Annotated in this window: 10 protein-coding genes; 8 read left to right on the top strand and 2 right to left on the bottom strand. The window is 54.3% G+C overall.

Annotated features, from left to right (window positions below; all coding sequences use genetic code 11):
• Positions 1-9 precede the first annotated feature (9 nt).
• Positions 10-306 carry a hypothetical protein gene (locus PQG80_RS13925; RefSeq protein ID WP_271751974.1) on the top strand — a complete coding sequence of 99 codons (297 nt, stop codon included), beginning with the start codon at positions 10-12 and terminating at the stop codon, positions 304-306.
• An 84-nt stretch (positions 307-390) separates the two neighbouring features.
• Here PQG80_RS13925 and PQG80_RS13920 read toward each other — a convergent pair whose 3' ends face one another.
• Complete coding sequence (locus tag PQG80_RS13920; RefSeq protein WP_271751973.1) at positions 391-996, bottom strand: copper amine oxidase N-terminal domain-containing protein; 606 nt, start codon at positions 994-996, stop codon at positions 391-393.
• 100 nt (positions 997-1,096) lie between these two features.
• On the opposite strand from PQG80_RS13920, the gene PQG80_RS13915 reads away from it, so the two are divergent.
• From PQG80_RS13915 to PQG80_RS13885, 7 genes are all read left to right on the top strand, one after another.
• Entirely contained in the window at positions 1,097-2,284 is a 1,188-nt protein-coding gene (locus PQG80_RS13915) for a winged helix-turn-helix domain-containing protein (protein ID WP_271751972.1), read from the top strand.
• A gap of 22 nt (positions 2,285-2,306) precedes the next feature.
• Positions 2,307-3,296 carry a tRNA dihydrouridine synthase gene (locus PQG80_RS13910; RefSeq protein WP_271751971.1) on the top strand — a complete coding sequence of 330 codons (990 nt, stop codon included), beginning with the start codon at positions 2,307-2,309 and terminating at the stop codon, positions 3,294-3,296.
• A gap of 26 nt (positions 3,297-3,322) precedes the next feature.
• A complete protein-coding gene (locus tag PQG80_RS13905) occupies positions 3,323-3,892 on the top strand; it encodes an SF0329 family protein (RefSeq protein ID WP_271751970.1) in 570 nt (189 codons plus the stop codon).
• A gap of 85 nt (positions 3,893-3,977) precedes the next feature.
• Positions 3,978-6,287, top strand: coding sequence for a helix-turn-helix domain-containing protein (locus PQG80_RS13900; RefSeq protein ID WP_271751969.1), 2,310 nt, complete (start codon positions 3,978-3,980; stop codon positions 6,285-6,287).
• A 147-nt stretch (positions 6,288-6,434) separates the two neighbouring features.
• Positions 6,435-8,120 (top strand): extracellular solute-binding protein, encoded by a 1,686-nt coding sequence (locus PQG80_RS13895; RefSeq protein ID WP_271751968.1) that lies wholly within the window; start codon positions 6,435-6,437, stop codon positions 8,118-8,120.
• 104 nt (positions 8,121-8,224) lie between these two features.
• The gene (locus PQG80_RS13890; RefSeq protein ID WP_432432755.1) at positions 8,225-9,193 is read left to right on the top strand and encodes an ABC transporter permease; all 969 of its coding nucleotides are present in this window, start codon (positions 8,225-8,227) and stop codon (positions 9,191-9,193) included.
• Between the two features lie 17 nt (positions 9,194-9,210).
• Positions 9,211-10,086, top strand: coding sequence for a carbohydrate ABC transporter permease (locus PQG80_RS13885; RefSeq protein ID WP_271751967.1), 876 nt, complete (start codon positions 9,211-9,213; stop codon positions 10,084-10,086).
• Between the two features lie 83 nt (positions 10,087-10,169).
• Here PQG80_RS13885 and PQG80_RS13880 read toward each other — a convergent pair whose 3' ends face one another.
• Positions 10,170-15,770, bottom strand: coding sequence for an Ig-like domain-containing protein (locus PQG80_RS13880; RefSeq protein ID WP_271751966.1), 5,601 nt, complete (start codon positions 15,768-15,770; stop codon positions 10,170-10,172).
• Between the last annotated feature and the right edge of the window lie 170 nt (positions 15,771-15,940).

Genomic DNA, 15,940 nt, shown 5'->3' with positions numbered 1-15,940 from the left:
GAGGATAGGATGGAAAGAAGATACTGCAAAGCCATCATCGAATGGATTAATGGTAAAGACCCGAACAAGTTTCCATTGAATGAATGGCTTCACGATATTGTCGTCATATTTGGAGAGGTCGTCGGTAAGATCATTCATGGCGATGCATGGACTGTCTTGGTTCGCGTCACAGAAGTGATCGATGAATCGCATACCTATGCAGATGTGGCTTTTATCGTAGAAGAGGCACCTTGGCACTTGCTTGAACCCGGATATAGCTTCAAGTTATGGGCTGGGAGAGATATTGCTGCCGTCACCATTTTATAATGCGGTTCTAATAACGATGCCGCTCTCCTAACCCCGCACCAACATAGCCTTAAACACACTTCCTTCTTCCGAGCTCTTATCCAATTACTTGTGCGACTGCGAGTCCAGCGTCAAACCGATCTCGCGCATTGCGGCGTCCCATGAGACGTCAAAGCCGAGCGCTTCTCCGAGGAAGCGGAACGGCAGCATGGTGCGCCCGTTCGAGATGTAAGGGGCGCCGAGCAGCTGCTTTTCCTCTCCGTTTACGACAGCGATCTTTTCACCGATAGTCAGCTTCATGGAAACATGGGCCGTATCTACCTGCACGGTGTGCGTGGCCGCTTCCCAGCGAATGTCTCCGCCGACAGCCTCCGTCAGAAAGCGAACCGGCAGGTAGGCGCTGCTATCGACCAAGGCGGGCGCCGTGCCGTAGCCGGGATCGATCTCGAACTTCTCGCCGTTCAGCTTAAAGTCGCGATCCCCGATTCGAAGCGTAAGGCGGCTTTCTTCGGCAAAGGGGTTGATTACCTTTTTGTCGCTGTACAATACCATATAATCAATAATGATTTTGGCGGCTTCCGGCCGCATATCCATCTTCAAGTCCGGATCGAACGCCACGTCTGCGACCGTTTTCCACACTTGCGGCCAGCCGTGCACTTCGAAACGTACGACAATGGGAGGAAGCGGAACCGCGCCGTTGTAGGTGTTCATGTATTTCTTGTGGGGTTTAAGCGAGGAATGCTACACTTGCGAGTGGTTGCTTTTAATCACAGAGGTTTGTTTCCAGTTTCGTTAAGGAGCCGATGCGTATATGATCCATTTGACGAAGCGTCAGGCGCGGCAATTTCTTTTATTGAAGCACGGGCTGTTAGGCGAATATCGATTTTCCGGAAAGCAGGGAATCATGGATTTTGTGCGGCAGGTCGGCTGCATTCAATACGATCCCATCGATGTCTGCGGGAAAAACGCCGAATTGGTGCTGCAGTCGCGAATCGAAGGATTTACCAAGAACATGCTGGGCGAGCTGCTGTATAATGATAGATTCCTGATCGATTATCCCGACAAGAATCTGGCGATTATCCCCGTCGAGGACTGGCCGTATTTTGAGCGGTACAGGCAGGCCGCAAGGCAGCATGCCAAGCGCTATCCCGAGATGGAAATGTTGACGGAGCAGGTGCGGGTTCATATCCAAAATCGCGGCGCGCTAAGTTCGGACGATCTCAAATTGGACGGGAATTTCTCATGGCGATCGGCCATCCACTGGAGCAGCGGCAGCAATACGTCCCGGTCGGTGCTGGAACAGATGTACTCGACAGGCGAGTTGATTATCCATCACAAAAAAGGAACGCGTAAATATTACGATATCGCCGGAAAACACATACAGCCCAATCTGCTGGATGCGGCGGAGCCGCTGACGGGCGAGCTTGAGCATCACAAATGGCGGGTACTGCGCCGGATCGGCGCTGTCGGCCTTTTATGGAATCGCGCGTCCGATGCCTGGCTGAATATATGGGGATTAAAAGCGGAGCAGCGCAACGAAGTTTTTCGCCAATTGTTGGACGAAGCCCGGATTGTCGCGATTGCCGTAGAGCAATTGAAGGATACGCTGTACTGCCGTGCGGAGGACTGGCCGCTTATTGAAGCCGTCCTGCAAAATCCGTCGCCAAAATCTCGCTGCGAGCTGATTGCCCCGCTGGACAATATGATATGGGACAGAAAGCTGATCAACGATTTGTTTGGCTTCGATTACACCTGGGAGATTTATACGCCCGCAATCAAACGGAAGTTCGGCTATTATGTACTGCCTCTGTTATACGGAGAAAGCCTCATCGGACGATCCGAAGTCGTCGCGGAGCGAAAGTCTGGGGTGCTGGTTGTCAAAAACATCTGGTACGAGAACGGCATACAGCCAACAAAGCAGATGCGAACAGCCTTGAACCATTGTTTTCAACGTTTCGCATCATTCAACGAATGTGAGACGGTTTCGATAAAGTCCTGATATGTAAAGAGAGGTTTTCGATATGACACGTAATTTCTGGCGCGATTTGCCACGGCCTTTTTTTATACTGGCGCCCATGGAAGATGTGACGGACGTTGTATTTCGCCATGTCGTAAGCCAAGCAGCCAGACCGGATGTTTTTTTTACGGAATTTGCGAATACGGAGAGCTACTGCCACCCGGAGGGGAAGCATGCCGTACGCGGGCGGTTGACCTTTACGGAGGATGAACAGCCCATCGTCGCTCATATCTGGGGAGACAAGCCTGAATTCTTCCGTCAGATGAGCATCGGCATGGCAAAAGAGGGATTCAAAGGCATCGATATTAATATGGGTTGTCCAGTCGCGAATGTAGCGGAGAACGGGAAGGGAAGCGGCCTGATCTGCCGTCCTGAGATCGCGGCGGATATTATCCAAGCGGCCAAAGCCGGGGGATTGCCGGTCAGCGTAAAAACAAGGCTCGGTTTCACCGAAGTCGACGAGTGGCGCGGCTGGTTAACCCATATTTTGAAGCAAGACATCGTGAATCTGTCCATCCATCTGCGCACGAGAGAAGAAATGAGCAAAGTAGATGCGCACTGGGAACTGATTCCGGAGATTAAGAGGCTTCGCGATGAGGTAGCGCCGGATACCCTTCTGACCATTAATGGAGATATCCCCGACCGCCGGACCGGCCTCAAGCTCGCTGAACAATACGGCGTGGACGGCATTATGATCGGGCGCGGTATTTTTCATAATCCGTTTGCCTTTGAGAAGGAACCAAGGGAGCACGGCAGCGAGGAATTGCTGGATTTGCTGCGGCTGCATCTGGATCTCCATGATCAATATGCAGGACTGGAAATCCGTTCGTTTGGAGCGCTGACCCGATTTTTCAAAATATATGTCCGCGGATTCCGGGGAGCAAGCGAATTAAGAAATAACTTAATGAACGCAAAGTCCACCCGTGAAGCGCGTGCGCTGCTGGGCGAGTTTGGAAGCAAGGCGCATGATGAGGCCGAGGAACGCGGAGACTAAAATCGGTTGGAGAGGGGGAAAGCCCCATGTCCTGGAGCAAATTGAAGCAGCAACTGGAGGGCTTCCTCAGTCCCACATTAAATCAAAGAGTGGAATACCGCGCGCCGGGTTATCGTTATTTACCCGATAAACCAGGTATTTGTTATATTTCGGTAGATAAAAAGAATGTTCTCAACATGTATGATAAAACGAACCCGATCAGATGGTATCAATCGGAGCTGGAGATTAAGAATGATCCGGTTATCCAAATTCCGATCAGCAATGAAGACATGGAAGCGGTCAGAACGGAGACCAAGGGGACCGTGCCGGAAGATCGTTTAATCGTCATGGCCAGAAGCAGAAAAAGGACGGAGCATGCCAAAACGCTTTTGTCGGCGCAGGCTTCATTAAGTAAATCGAACTTTATCGTCGTGGCTCAACTGTATTTATCCTCTTCTATAGAGGAAAGCATAGAGAGCGATGATATGGTATTGAACATTCTAGCTCTGGTGGACAGAAGAGTCGGAAAAAAGCGGCTTTTAAATATGTCCGAGAAGATGAAGTTTAAGCATCCGATTGTGCAGTATTTTTATGAGCTGCGTCGTCGTACTTCATGATGGCGTACCGACGCTAGTTATGTTACACTCCTCCCATCGTTGTCCATTAATTACCAACATCATCCGACCCTTGGGAGGGACTCGCGTGCTGCTCCGCCGCAAGAGCATCTTCTTGACCCTATGGCTCTCCTATATCCTCGTCTTGCTTATTCCCGTTACCGTTACGTTCGTGCTCTACACCAATATGGAAAAAACGCTGATCGACAATGCCAACCGCGCTAACCTCGCCATGCTGGAGCAAGCCCGCCAGGTGGTGGACAGCAATCTGCAGGAAATGGAGCAGCTTGGCGTCCAGATCGCCATGCAGCCCAAGCTGCAAACGTTATGGACGGTTAGAGACGGCGAGAAATATATTCAATACGAGGAAGCCGTCCGCTCGCTTAGGAATATCCGTAACGGATCGCGCTTTATCGATGATTTATATATTTACTTGCGCGAAGACGATACGGTCATTTCCTCCAGACTGAAAACGGACGCGGTCACTTTCTTCACCGAACTGTATCCGCTTCCAGGCAGGAGCCTCGATCAAGTGCGTGCCGAGATCTTATCCGGCTATCATTACATGGACTTCTGGCCGGTTCCGCAAGGCGTACAAGATCAAGCGGCCAACGTGATCGCCAGCGCCTTTACGCTGCCGCTCGGAGAGGGGAGCAACGGGAAGGGTACCCTGATCATGCTGATCGACGAACAGCAAATATTCAATCTGCTCAAGCAGATCCAGTGGGTGAACGAGGGAACGATGCTCATCCTCGATTCGAAGGGACAAGTCATCGTCTCGACGGCGGGCGGGCATGCGCTCCCCGCCGGGTTGTCCGCGGAGATCGCCGGTGCCAGCGGTTACCGGACGTACCCGATGGACGGCCAAGCGCAGATGCTCTCTTATACAACCGGCCAGAGCGGCTGGAAATATATATCCTTGGTGCCCAAAAACGTCGTGCTGGAAAGAGTTAATGAAATTAAGGCCTGGGCGCTGGGCTTGCTGGCCTTCGTGGTCGCCGCCGGCAGCGCGGCCGCTTACTGGATGGCCAACCGCAGTTATAGTCCGATCCGGGATCTGGTGTACACGATTAATAAGGGCAGGAGCGTGCCGCGCAGCGGATCTGCGAACGAGTACGAGTTCATCCGGACCTCCATTACGGAATCGTTTGCCGAGAGCATGGATTTGAAATCCAAGCTAGCCGGTCATCTGCCCGTCGTACGCGCCCATTTTCTAAGCAGGCTGCTGAAGGGGCAGATGGACCCTGCCGAGCTCAATCCCGACTCTCTCGCTTTTATGGACGTGCATTTCCCGCATCCCTGCGTCGGGGTCGTGCTGATCGAGGTGGATGAGAGCAAGGAATTCCGAGTCGAAGAAAGCGAGCGGGATTACGCGCTGGTCCGCTTTATTATATTGAATCTGAGCAGCGAGCTATTAAGGGATTCGGGCTATGCAACGGAAACCGACAGCAATCGGCTGGCGCTGGTTCTGAACGTTCCCGACACGTCGGAAGAGACGCTGCTTAACCGCGACCGGTTCATCGCCGAGCTCAAAGGGATCATCGAGGGCAGGTTCCGCATGAAAATAACGGTCGCGACCAGCTCCATTCATCATGGCCTGCAGGAGGTGTCGCGCTGTTACAACGAGGCGCTGAACGCGCTGGACTATCGCATCATTCACGGGATAAGCTCCATCATCCATTATGATCAAATCCGGGAACTGGAGCGCACCGATTACTACTATCCGACGGAAGTCGAAGCGAGGTTCATGAATGTGCTCAAGAGCGGTGAGCAGGAGGCCGCAGAGCGGATTCTGGACGATCTCTACGAACGAAATATAGGCGCCCGCGACACGACGCCCGAGCTGGGCAAGCTGCTGATCATGAATATCCTCGGCACCTTGCTGAAGGTTACGAATGCGCTCAAGATCGACGAGAAGCTGTCGCTGGAGACGCCTGCCGATCCTGTGAAGCAGATTTTGAACAGTCCTTCGGCTGACGAAATGATAAAAAAAATCAAAAAGTTGATCGTATTCATTTGCGACTGCGTACGCGAAGCGCGATCCGAGCAGCAGGAACGATGGCAGGAGCGGATGAAGAAGTATATCGACCGGCATTACGCAGACCATTCGCTCAGCTTGACTACCGTCGCCGATCACTTCGGTTTGAATCCGGCGTACATGTCCGGATTGTTCAAGAAGCAGTATGGCATCAATCTGACCGATTATATGATCGAGGTTCGGATATCCGAAGCCAAGCGTCTGCTTGCCGATCCGGGAATAACCGTCCTGCAGGTCGCTCAGCGGGTCGGATATTCCACCGACATCGGCTTCATTCGCATTTTCAAAAAAGTGGAAGGGATTACGCCCGGAAAGTACCGTGATATGCTGCAATTATCCGGGGATCCGAAAGAAAGTTAGGTACTGTGAAAATCGGTTTGTACCTCATCTAAAGCGGTGTTTATCCTCCGTTCGAACGTTCTGTAGGCAGCCGAAGCCTTCTCTACTATATTGAGATTGCGGACGGCGCAACCGCAATACAATCGTACATGGGAGGGTCATCGAAGGATGAACCAAAAACTGAAATCGCTTCAATACACGTTAGTCTCGGCAACCTTGCTTGCCGTATTGGCAGCAGGCTGCAGCAACAGCAACAACAACAACAACAACAATGCATCCGGAACCGCAACTACATCTCCGGCATCGACGGCTGCAGGGACGGCCCAAGACAAACCGACGGCTGCCGAAGTGAAGTATCCCGCCTCGTTAACGTACTGGGTGCAGATGAACGGCAATGCGGGCGCGATCATGAAGACTTACAACGAGATGGCTGCCTATAAGGAAATAGAGAAGAAAACCGGCACGAAGGTTGAATTCCAGCATCCTCCGACGGGGCAGGAGAAAGACCAGTTCAATATCATGCTGGCTTCAGGCAACCTGCCTGACGTGGTGGAATACAATTTCGGCTCGACCGTCGGGCTGTCCGCCTCCCAAAGTCCCGATGCCCTGATTAAAGGGAACCAGCTCCTGCGCTTGAACGAGTTAATCGAACAATATGCGCCTAACTTGAGCGAAGTCTTGAAGGAGCATCCCGAGTTTCGCAAAATGATCACGACCGATGAAGGGAATATTTACGTGATGCCCTTCCTGCTGGGCGACGAGCTGTTAAGCGTTGTGAACGGCCCGATATTCCGCCAGGATTGGCTGGATAAATTGAATCTGAAGGTGCCGACTACGATTCCGGAATGGGAAACGGTTTTGACGGCATTTCGCGATAAAGATCCGAACGGCAACGGCAAGCAGGACGAGATCCCTTTCTTTATGAATCTGGTCGGCGACTTTGATTTGAACCACCTCCTGATTGGCGCTTGGGGCATAACCACAGACTTCTATAACGATAACGGCCAGGTCAAATACGGTCCGATCCAGCCCGAATACAAGGAGTTCCTGGCCACGCTCGCCCGCTGGTACAAGAACGGCTTGATCGATAAAGACTATGCCAGCATTACGGACGCCAAGCTGAAGGATAACAAAGTGATTAGCAATCAAGTCGGGGCTTTCTCCGGTTTTGCCGGCGGCGGTCTTGGCCGTTACTTAACGCTGGTCAAAGAGACGAATCCAAGCTTTTCCTTGGTGGGCGCTCCTTACCCGAAGCTCAATGAAGGCGGCGCGAATCCGCTCGGTCAATATTCGTTGCCTTTCACCGGATACGGGGCAGCCATATCGGCCCAAGCCAAGAACCCGGAACAAATCGTTAGATGGCTCGATTACAAATATGGCGAGGAAGGCCATATGCTGATCAACTTCGGGATCGAAGGCGAGAGCTACAAGATGGAGAACGGCTATCCGAAGTTTACCGACCTCATCATGAACAACCCCGATAAGCTGCCGATGTCGCAGGCGATGGCGAAGTATTTCCAATCCGGCTGGAATGGACCGTTCGTTCAGGATAAACGGGTTATCGAGCAATATTACACCATCCCCGCGCAGCGCGAAGCGCAAAAAACGTGGTTCCAGGCGGACCATTCCAAGCAAATGCCGAGCATTGCCCTGAGTGCGGACGAAAGCTCGAAAACCGCTTCGATCATGAACGACGTCAAGACCTATCGGGACGAGATGTTCAATAAATTCGTCATGGGTGCCGAGCCGATCGAGAACTTCGATAAATACGTGCAAACGATGAAGAGCATGGGGATTGATGAAGCGATCAAAGTCCGTCAGGCTGCCTTGGATCGTTACCTCACCAGAAAATAAGATAGCAGAGACGAAAACATACGGCGTGGGAGAAAACCTTCCCGCCGTATGGCGTCTTTTTGCACCCATTTTGACAGACTCATTCGATCAAGGAGGAGCTCGCGATGTCCACAGCGCTCCATAAACAATCCGACCCCTTAAAGCCCGCGGTCGACAAGAACGGGTTCAAGTATCGGTTGACCCGCGATGCCAGGATCAATAAATACATTTATCTCATGCTGCTTCCCGTCGTCGTCTATTATGTTCTCTTTTATTATGTGCCGATGTATGGACTGCAGATCGCGTTTAAGGATTATTCGCCCGGCCTCGGCTTTCTGCACAGCGACTGGGTCGGCCTGAAGCACTTTGAGGATTTCTTCGGCAGCCATTACTTTTCTCGTATTTTGCGCAATACGCTGCTGATCAGCTTGTATGAGCTGCTGTTCACGTTTCCGGCCTCTATCTTGCTTGCGCTTCTGCTGAACGAGCTGCGCAGCGCAACGCTGAAGCGAACGGTTCAGACGATCACCTATATGCCGCATTTTATATCGATCGTGGTCGTCTCGGGTATGCTGATCGACTTTTTGGCCCGGGACGGGTTAGTCAACAATCTGCTCAGCTCCTGGTTCGGCGTGCAGCCGGTCGCCTTCCTGCAGGAGAGCGGCTGGTTTCGTTCCGTTTATATTTCCTCGAACATATGGCAGAATATCGGCTGGGGCTCCATCATCTATTTGTCGGCCATGGCCGGCATCGATCCATCACTCTATGAGGCCGCCCGCGTTGACGGCGCTAGCCGCTTACGGCAGACCTTTCACATTACATTGCCGGGTATCATGCCTACGGTTGTCATCCTGCTTATTCTGCAGATCGGCAACTTCATGTCCGTCGGCGCGGACAAAATCCTGCTGCTCTATAACCCGACGACCTACGAAACCGCCGATGTCATCGGGACCTTCGTTTACCGAAAAGGGATACTCGAATCCAACTTCAGCTACAGCGCTGCCGTAGGCCTCTTCAACTCCCTCATTAACTTTACGCTGCTCCTATCGGCCAATGCGCTAAGCCGGCGCACCAGCGAACATAAACTTTGGTAAGAAGGAGGCCGTCCAACATGCGCAGAAGCTGGGGGGAACATGTTTTCGACCTGTCGAATTCCCTGCTCTTGATTCTATTGTCGCTGATCACTTTATATCCGTTCTTGTTCGTGTTGATCGCCTCTCTAAGCGATCCGACGTGGGCGATTCAAACGCGCGGCCTGATCTGGTACCCCAAAGGCTTCACCTTGGAAGCCTACAAGCTGGTTTTCCAGAATCCGTCGATTATTACCGGCTATCTGAACACCTTGATGTACGTTGCGTTGGGCACTCTGCTTAACATACTCATGACCTCCTTCGGCGCTTACGCTTTATCCAGACAACAGGTGATGTGGAAAAACCCGGTCATGTTCCTGATTATATTCACCATGTTCTTTAACGGCGGCTTAATCCCCACGTACCTGCTCATCGACGATTTAGGCATGGCAGACACCCGGTGGGCGCTGATTATTCCCGCTGCGATGAGCGCTTATAACCTGATTATCATGCGCACCTCGTTCATGAGCGTGCCGGCCAGCCTGGAGGAATCGGCCAAGCTTGACGGCGCCAACGACTTTACCGTCCTGTTCCGCGTCATTCTTCCGCTGTCGATGCCCGTGGTCGCTGTTATGATTCTTTTCTACGGCGTGGCCCATTGGAATTCCTGGTTCAGCGCGCTCATCTACTTGCGCACGCGCGACCTGTATCCGCTCCAGCTCATTCTGCGGGAGATCCTCATCACGAACAGTACCGATACGATGATGACCGGCATTGGCGACTCCGATAAGATGCAGTTCGGAGAAACGATCAAATACGCGACGATCATCGTCGCTACAGGGCCGATCCTGCTTCTGTATCCTTTCCTGCAGAAGTATTTCGTTAAAGGCGTGATGATTGGAGCGATAAAGGGGTGAAGCTCCCCCATTGCCCTTGCGCATACAGGAAAAAGCCGTTAGCCTTGGACTTCACAAAGTCCTCGGCATAACGGCTTTTTTGTTTACTCTCCGTAAACCATGACTTCCATAATACTGGTTGCCGTCGTGATGTTGTTGCCGGATACGGCTATTCGAAGATACCGTGCCGTCGTATCCGGGATATCGTAAATTTCATAATCGTCGGTCACTTTCCCCGAGCTCGGCCCTTGATAGATCTTCGTCCATGTCTGTCCATCCGTTGACGTCAGTAGATCAAAGAAGAATTGACGCTGATTGCCAAACCGCCAGGAGATGCCGACATACGTGGCCGTCGTCTCGGAGCCGAGATCGAAATCGATGGTGTTCGGTCCGCTGACGGACCAGTACGTTGCCGGATCGTGATCCGCAGCGCGCGGCCCGGGCCACTGGTTGTTAACAGGTCCGCTGTCGGCCAAGTACGCGACAGGCAATACCGTGACATCCGTGAGCACGCCCGAGAATATGCCCCGGGTTATATCGATGAAATATTTACCCGGTCGATTGACGCCCTGGTCATCCGTTACTTCGACAACAGCCGTTCCCGGTATGCCGGAAGCCGGCGTTACGGTTACCGTGTCGTTCGGGTCCGCAGCGACAGCGGTGATCGCAGGTACGGTCTGGGTCAGGAAGGGAACTTCCACCGCGTATTTCATTTTCATCGATCGGAAGCCGGCAACCGGCACACCATCGACCTTGAGCTGCGACAAGAGCGCGGTAGGCGTCGAATCAATGCTCCACGCCTGCAGCGGCGTCACGGCCGGCACATCGGCAGGCGGTGCTTCGATTACTGACAACGGCGTGAATCGAACGGCAATCGTCAGTTGATCCTTGGCAGCAGGGATGTGAATCGTCAGCTTTTTCACCTTGGCATTTAACGTTTGGTTGGTACCGCTGCTATCCGTCGTCGGGAGCGGCGTTGCCGTTCGGACCTCCAAGCTCGCCGCGCTTGGGGACAGAAGCTGGGCATAGAGCCGCTTCCCATTCTGCGTGAGGATCGCCGATTTGCCGTCCGGCGCAACGGCGATCTCCGGCGCCTCCGTATGCATGAACCAATATAGGTCCGATGGGGCCTTCAGCTGAAGCTCATCCTGGAGGAGGAAGCTGCTGCGGTATTGACCCAGCATCATGCCCCGCTTCGCGTACACGACGTCATCCTTGTAGGCCGACGTCATATCGACGACCGCATAGCCGCCCTCGGGCTTGGAATCGTAAGCGATGATCGGCGCGTTGGCGTCGAGCGCTTGATCCGGTCCGTCGTCCGGGTTGATTACCAGCGTGTTGGAGCCTTCGGCCCTCGTGCGGTACCAATCCCACCGGTTCGGATCGGCCTCGGGGTTGCTTGTGAAGTATCCCTGCACGTTATAGTCCTTGTCGTCCTTCCCGAGATCGACGGCCCACCGGACGTCAAGCGCATCCAGAACGAATGTCCCGACGTCGAGATGGTTATGCAGGGTATTCGATATCGCATAATCGTTGACCCCGCCCTTGATCGCGACGTAGTTGGCGCCGGGATCGCTCCAGGAATCGCGGAAGGCCGCGACATTGTTCTTGAGCGGATGATTGTACAGCACGTCAAGCTGCTGCGGATCAACGCTGGCGCCGTACAGTCCCGGACGGTACCAGATCAGATCCATCGGAAGCGCTTTATGATTCTCCTTATAGCTGAATTGCCTGTACCAGGACACATCCGGGTCTCCGAGCAAATTCGCGAACAGCAGAAGCTGCGGCGTATCGAGAACCGTCTGATGCGCATCCGCATAATTGAACGGACCTTTCGGGCCGTGCAGATTTGCCATATACTTCGCGGTCTCGCGGACGCCGGCCTGGTCCATAAAGCCGTAATCGGTGCCCAGCGTCGTATGGAGCGCCGAGATCATATAAGCAAAATATTCGGTCGCGTAATTCCAATACCCGGTCCCTTCCGGCCAATCGCCATCGGCGGCGAATGCGCCGAGACCGTATTGCGTGGAGGACAGCGCCGCCTGGAGCACCGACTCGGCGATCGGAACCTGGAAGCGCGGATCGGAAGCTTCCGTATGGACGCGGTTGGCATCCGCTTCGTCTCCGATGGCGAGGACGGTTGTCACGATACCGCCATTGACCACCAAGTTCCAGTTGGATGGGGAGACCGTCCACCAGGCATTGTTCTTGGCTCCGCCCTCCAAATATTCATACTTCGCGTTGATTAATACTTCCTGAATCATTTTGGCGCGGAGCTCATCCCGCTCCTGCTGCGTCATCGCGTCGTACAGCCAGTCATAGCCGATGGAAGCCACAACGCCCATTTCCGAAATGCTGAGGAAATTTTTGACGCCGCCGTGCCAGTCCGGATAATCCACCATCACATTCAACTGATTGATGGCAGGAACCGAATATTTGGTGTCGCCTGTCAATTGGTACATCAGGGCAAGCTTTTCAATCCGCGGCCTCAGTTCATCCGCCAGGTTGACGATATTGATGTTGGAACCCGAGCTGGTCGTATAGTATTGGATCGAAGGCTTGGGGACCTCCAGGTCCGCATCGGCCTTCACTTTGGCGTACCACTCCTGCATGATCGGGTCGGTCTGAATAAGCCCCCGAATTCTCGTAAAGTCATCGCTTGTTGCAAACAACCGTGGGTGAGCCGACCCCGGCGCGGAATGCCTGGAGACGAGGGACGCAATCATATCCGCTCCCGGCAGGCCGACATACACGACGATCTTGGTGCTGGACGTACCGCCCTGTCCGTCCGAAACCCCAATCCGGAAGGAATCGTAGCCCGTAAAGTCCGCTGCGGGCGTATACGTCCAATCGCCATCCGACTGCACGGCTGCGCTGCCGTGCTGGGGCTGGGATGCCTGATCCGCTTGGAGGGCGAACGTTAACGGGTCGCCATCCTTGTCTTTGGCCGTCACGCGGCCCGATACGGCTTGGCCCCGAACCGTACCTACATTGACTTGCAGCTTATCCATGGACGGGGCATCCTGCTGCGACCCGACATGGACCTGGATGATCGAGAAAGCAAAATGATCATGGCCGTCGGTAATCAGCAGCGTAAACGTATCCGCTCCGATATAATCGGCATTCGGATAATACGTCCATGTCCCGTTGTCGCGCGCGGCGGCCGTACCGTGCGACGGTGCCAGGAGCACGGATGCGGCAAGCGGGTCGCCCGCTGCATCGGTTGCCAGAATCGGGCGGGTGATCGAATGATCCTCGTCGACCTCGACGGATTCATCGGAAGCGGTAATGTCCGAATCCGTCCCGACAATGACGGTATACGTGGCAAAAGACTGCGGGTTTTCTCCTTTCGCGCGGATCGTAGCGATGCCGGGTGCGACCCCTCTGACTGTAGCCTGGGCGGCATTCGATTCGCTCGACTCGACGACGGCTACCGCTTCATTTTTCGACTCCCAGGACACGACCGGATTGGTGGCGTCCGCGGGCAGCACCGTTGCCGTCAAGGCCACGCTCTCGCCGACGCCGATCAGGCCCTTGGTTTTATTCAATTGGATGCCGGATGCCGGAACCCACGGGATCACCTGGATATCGTCCGCCCACAGCGTACCGGTACCGAGCTCGAAGGCCACCTCAAGCCGGGCCTTCGTGGCGCCCGCAGGGACCGTGACGATTTTTTCGTAATAGCTCCAGCCGTCCGCGCCTGTCGTTCCGATGGCGGGAAGCGTCTCATAGACCTTGCCGTCCTTCGAGATAATCGCATTCGAATCATCCTGGTAGACCAGACGCAGGCTGACATTCGTTCCGCCGTTCTCCTGCTTGAGCCAACCGCCGACCCGATAGCTCTTGCCGGCTGCGGCCCCAACGATATTGTTGTACAGAACCGCCTTTCCTTGGGAGGAAGCTTCAATCTTGAGCGCCTTCGCGCCTTCCTTCTTCACCGTCGAATCAAGCGATAATTGGGGATGGGTCCCCGTACCGAAATAATTGATCCAGGTGCCCGGTTTGGTCCCGTTCAGCCAATCCGTCGAGGTGGTAGCGACTGTCGTCTCGAACCCCCCGTTGGGAAAAGCCCCCGACACAATCACCGTGTACGATTTGGACCAGTCACCCTCCGCGGACTTGGCGGTAATGACCGCTTGTCCCGCCGTTTTGGCGCTTACCTTGCCGGATCCGTCGACAGCGGCAACCTCAGGCTGGGAGGACGACCAGTACACCCGTCTGTCCGTCGCGTTCGAGGGGGCGGCATAAACGGCATACGTTACGCTTTCGCCGGGACTAAGCGCCCGGAAAGAGGGCACATCCCCGGAAAGCCCGGTAACGGGTACCCATGGCGTTAGCTGTACGTCGTCGAACCAGGCTTTTCCCTTGGCTCGATCATAATTCGCATATACGCTTGCCCCGGACGCGCCGGAGGGAGCCTGAACGAGACCCTCGTAGCTCTTCCAGGATTGCGTCCCATTCAAGGCTGTCACCGGCAAGTATTCCGAGCTGATCGCAGTCCCTCCTGAACCATTCCATTTCAAACGGAGGGATGCCCCGGTACCGGTCAGCGATTCTGTCGCGATCAGGCTGCTCCAGCGATACCAATGACCTTCGGTCACCGGCATATTATACTGCACGGCGGAAGCATTGCTGTTAACCGCAGCACTGATGCGCAGCGAGCGGCTTCCAGCTCCGTATACGGCTTCATCGACCGTGACGACCGGGCTTCCGTAAGGGGTTAAAGCCGACCAGAAGGAAGGGGTCTTATCCGTAAAGCCGTTCTGCGAGCCGTTCGTCACCGTTTCAAAACCGCTGTTCTTGACCAGCCCGGCAGGGGCTATCGTCACGAGGTAGGATGCCGTATAGCCGCCTTCGGCCGAAGTGGCCGTAATCGAGGCAAGGCCCGGCGCTACCCCGGTAATCGCGCCCTGTCCGTCTACAGTCGCCACGCCGGGGGCGGACGAAGACCAGGTCAGGCTCGGATTGGACGGATTGGCGGGCGTGAGCTGAACGGGCGCCTGCTTCGTGCCTCCGACGGGGATCATGGCCCCCTGCTCCTGAAAGGAGAGACCCTTCAGGGAAGTCCAAGGTTTGAATTGAATGTCGTCAAACCAGGCGTAGCCGTAAACCTGGTTGTAATCGAGATCGACTCTCGCCGTAACGGCCCCCTCCGGAGCAATCGTGGCCGTGGCGTAGCTGGGCCAGTCCGTTACGTTGCCCCGGACCGGTTTAGTGGAAGGAAGCAAATAATCCATCCGCAGCAGCTGCCCATTCGAGCCCAGGTAGGCAACCCGGATATTGACGCCGTAAGCGGCGGTGGCTCCTGTAATCTGCTGGGTTTTGAACGCGCCGGATAACCGGTATTCCTGGCCGGGAACGACCGGAATATTCCCTTGATACACCGTTAACCTGCTTTTGTTCGGATACGGCGAGCTGATCTTCACGGAACGGCTGCCCGCGCCCGGACTCGAATGATACAATTCCACTGTGACCGCCGGCGCGACCGGCGTAGATGCCGTGTCCACCCATATCGCCCAGTTGGCAGCTCTTCTGGTTGTCCAGCCGGATTGAGAATCCGTGGTGTAGGTCTCGAACGAACTGTTCTGGACGAGATTCACTTCCGCTGCCTGCGCGGAAGAGAGTCTTGCCGGACCCCAGCCGGGAGGAAGCAGCAAGACAAGCGCCAGAATAGCAAGCAAGACCAGGCGTACGTTTCGAAGCATAAATAAACCACCTCATTACTATAAATTTACGCTCTTTGTAAGCGCATACATTTAATATAGAGGATGGTTTTATTTCTGCCTATTAGAGGATCTACACAACGACAAACCTAGTTTCATCCGGCCTATAAACCGTTTTTTGCATGAGCTAATTTCATTTTAGATAGCATCTC

Source organism: Cohnella rhizoplanae, assembly GCF_948329515.1.
Taxonomy (GTDB): domain Bacteria; phylum Bacillota; class Bacilli; order Paenibacillales; family Paenibacillaceae; genus Cohnella; species Cohnella rhizoplanae.
Note: the sequence above shows the minus strand (reverse complement) of the source record. Positions and strands in the feature narration are given on the sequence as shown.

Excerpts from the sequence above, each read along its gene's own strand:
- PQG80_RS13925 (WP_271751974.1), top strand. The coding sequence starts at position 10 with ATGGAAAGAAGATACTGCAAAGCCATCATCGAATGGATTAATGGTAAA.
- PQG80_RS13920 (WP_271751973.1), bottom strand. The coding sequence starts at position 996 with ATGAACACCTACAACGGCGCGGTTCCGCTTCCTCCCATTGTCGTACGT.
- PQG80_RS13915 (WP_271751972.1), top strand. The coding sequence starts at position 1,097 with ATGATCCATTTGACGAAGCGTCAGGCGCGGCAATTTCTTTTATTGAAG.
- PQG80_RS13910 (WP_271751971.1), top strand. The coding sequence starts at position 2,307 with ATGACACGTAATTTCTGGCGCGATTTGCCACGGCCTTTTTTTATACTG.
- PQG80_RS13905 (WP_271751970.1), top strand. The coding sequence starts at position 3,323 with ATGTCCTGGAGCAAATTGAAGCAGCAACTGGAGGGCTTCCTCAGTCCC.
- PQG80_RS13895 (WP_271751968.1), top strand. The coding sequence starts at position 6,435 with ATGAACCAAAAACTGAAATCGCTTCAATACACGTTAGTCTCGGCAACC.
- PQG80_RS13890 (WP_432432755.1), top strand. The coding sequence starts at position 8,225 with ATGTCCACAGCGCTCCATAAACAATCCGACCCCTTAAAGCCCGCGGTC.
- PQG80_RS13885 (WP_271751967.1), top strand. The coding sequence starts at position 9,211 with ATGCGCAGAAGCTGGGGGGAACATGTTTTCGACCTGTCGAATTCCCTG.
- PQG80_RS13880 (WP_271751966.1), bottom strand. The coding sequence starts at position 15,770 with ATGCTTCGAAACGTACGCCTGGTCTTGCTTGCTATTCTGGCGCTTGTC.